This window comes from Achromobacter sp. 1011811831, from assembly GCF_059760905.1.
Genome location: NZ_JCBANG010000183.1, coordinates 1 through 2,425, shown reverse-complemented (window position 1 = coordinate 2,425; position 2,425 = coordinate 1). Strand labels below are relative to the sequence as shown.

The following is a 2,425-nucleotide window of genomic DNA, read 5'->3' as shown; positions in this document are numbered from 1 at the left end:
CGGCGAGCGGCGCTGCACAACTGAGCGCGAACGCGACCAACACGGCCCTGCGCACCGTGGTCAACAACGAAGGCACCATCGAAGCCACGACCCTGAAGGCCGACAAGATCGGCATGATCTACCTGCAGGGCGCCGACCACGTGGTCCAGGTGTCAGGCGTGCTGGACGCCAGCGGCGTAAAGCGTTCGTCAGCAGGCGGCATGATTACGATCGAAGGCCGCAAACTGAACATCGCGCCAACGTTGAAGGTGTCCACGCTGGGGGCGGCAAACCAGGAAACCGGCTTGCTGACCCTGACTTCCAAGCACATGCGCGTAGGCGCTCCCGCACAGACGACGGCGACCTCCGACAATACCGTACTGTCCAGCGCACAACTGGTCGGCATGCTTGAGCAGAACGAAGTGATGCTCGACAGTCAAGCCAACTTGGCTGTCGAAGATCGCATCTCTTGGCAGAACAACCATGCCCTGACCCTGGCGTCCTCGGGTGATCTCAAGGTCGGCGGCGCCATCACCGCGCAAGGCGACAATGCCCGCTTGACGATGACGTCCATCATGGGCGCCATGCAAATCGACAAGAACGTGACCCTGACCGGCAAGAATGCCGAGCTGGCGCTGAATAGCGGTGGACATTACAGCCAGTATCCCACCCACCAGCTCCGCGACAACGCCGTCATAACGCTGTCCGGCGCGAACGCCTCGTTCTACGCCAACGGCACGGCCTATAAAGTCGTGCAAAACCTGTCCCAGCTCAGAGCCATCGACCTCGACCCTCGCGGCCACTATGTTTTGGGCAACGATATTGCCGGTCAGGGCAACTTCCTGGCGCTGGCCAGCGACTATCGCGATTTCAGCGGCGTCTTCGACGGCCTGGGCCATACCATTTCCAACCTGAACATCTACGGCACCGGACCGGCGGTAGGCATGTTCAGCAATATCAGCGGCGCGGTGCGCAATCTGAAGCTGGACCGCGCCATGGTCAACGGCTCGAGAACCCAGAATGGCACGCAGCTGGGCGTGCTAGCCGGCATTAACTCCGGCGATATCAGCAACGTCCATGTCACCAATAGCACGGTCATTGGCAGCCACAATTCGCATGTGATTGGCGGACTGGTCGGCAACTTCCTCTGGGGCAGTATCAACAACACATCTTTCAGCGGCAAGGTGGAAGGCAACGCCAACAGTATCGCGATAGGCGGCCTGATCGGAATACTGGATAACAAGACGAGGTACGCCCAACATATCAGCAACAGCTCGGCAAACGCCTACATCTCCGGCTCGGGCCGCCGTGACGGCGTCGCTGTCGGCGGTCTGGTCGGCCGTAACGTCGGCGGCAACCTCCAGAACGTGCAAAGCACCGGCACGATCTCGGTGCAGTACGCCAATGCCAGCGTCGGCGGGCTGATCGGCCTGAATGCCTTATCTTTCGGAACGTACGACCTGTCCGGCACCGTCAATGATGCCAGCAGCGCCGTCCATGTTTCGTCGGCGGGCGCCGGCAGCAATGTCGGCGGACTGATAGGCACCAACATCTCCGGCAAGCTGACGAACGTGCAAGCGCGAGGCGACGTGAATGGTCAAGGCAGCAACGCCATCGGCGGACTGATCGGCCTGAACAAGGGCAGCAACACCTTCTTGACCATCCGCGTTGAAGACGCTCGCTATGAGGGCCAAATCAAGGACCTCAAGGCCACCCAACTTGGCGGACTTGTCGGCCGTAGCGAGAATGCCCGACTGTACAACGTGCGAGCCAAAGCCAAGGTGATCGGCGGAGACGAGGCCAACATCGGCGGCATCGTTGGCAAAGCCTACGACAGCAGCGTGGTCCTGGCCGACGCCACCGTTGATCTGTCCGGCGGCATCCACTCCAACATCGGAGGCATTGTCGGCGATGCTGATAATTCACAGCTCAAAGATCTGAACGTCCGAGGCAAACTGTCGGTCAAGGAATCGGGTGACTACGGGACATCTTGGGTAGGCGGCATCGCCGGCTTTATATATGACGGATATATCGCTTATGCCAAGGCCGACGTCGACATCCAGGCGCGTGCCCAAACGATGGCGGGCGGTATCGTGGGCATGAACGTCGGTAACATCTATAACGTCAGCGCCTCCGGATCCATCACCGGCGGTGACTACGTCGCGGGCCTGGTCGGGCAGAACTTCCGCTGGATCCGGGATGCGACCACATCGGTGCAGATCAAACAACCGCGCGGTTTGCATGCCCTCCTGATCGCCAGCGATCAGAACCACAGCGAGCTGTTTCAGTCGACGCTGCGGTCGACCTCTACGCAGAACGGCTTGATCCCGCTATTCGGCATCACCCAGGCGGCTACCTACTAACCGCCATGCAAGCAAGGTCCGGGCCAGGCGGCTCGGACCTTGCTCCCTGGCACAGGCAGAAAAAAGGCCGGTACGCCCAATGC

At 60.6% G+C, this 2,425-nt stretch carries 1 protein-coding gene; it reads left to right on the top strand.

Features of this window, described 5'->3' with window-relative positions; all coding sequences use genetic code 11:
• Window positions 1–2,342: GLUG motif-containing protein (locus AC6LJ9_RS30435; RefSeq protein WP_498150426.1), on the top strand; the 2,342-nt coding region annotated here is incomplete at its 5' end.
• Between the last annotated feature and the right edge of the window lie 83 nt (window positions 2,343–2,425).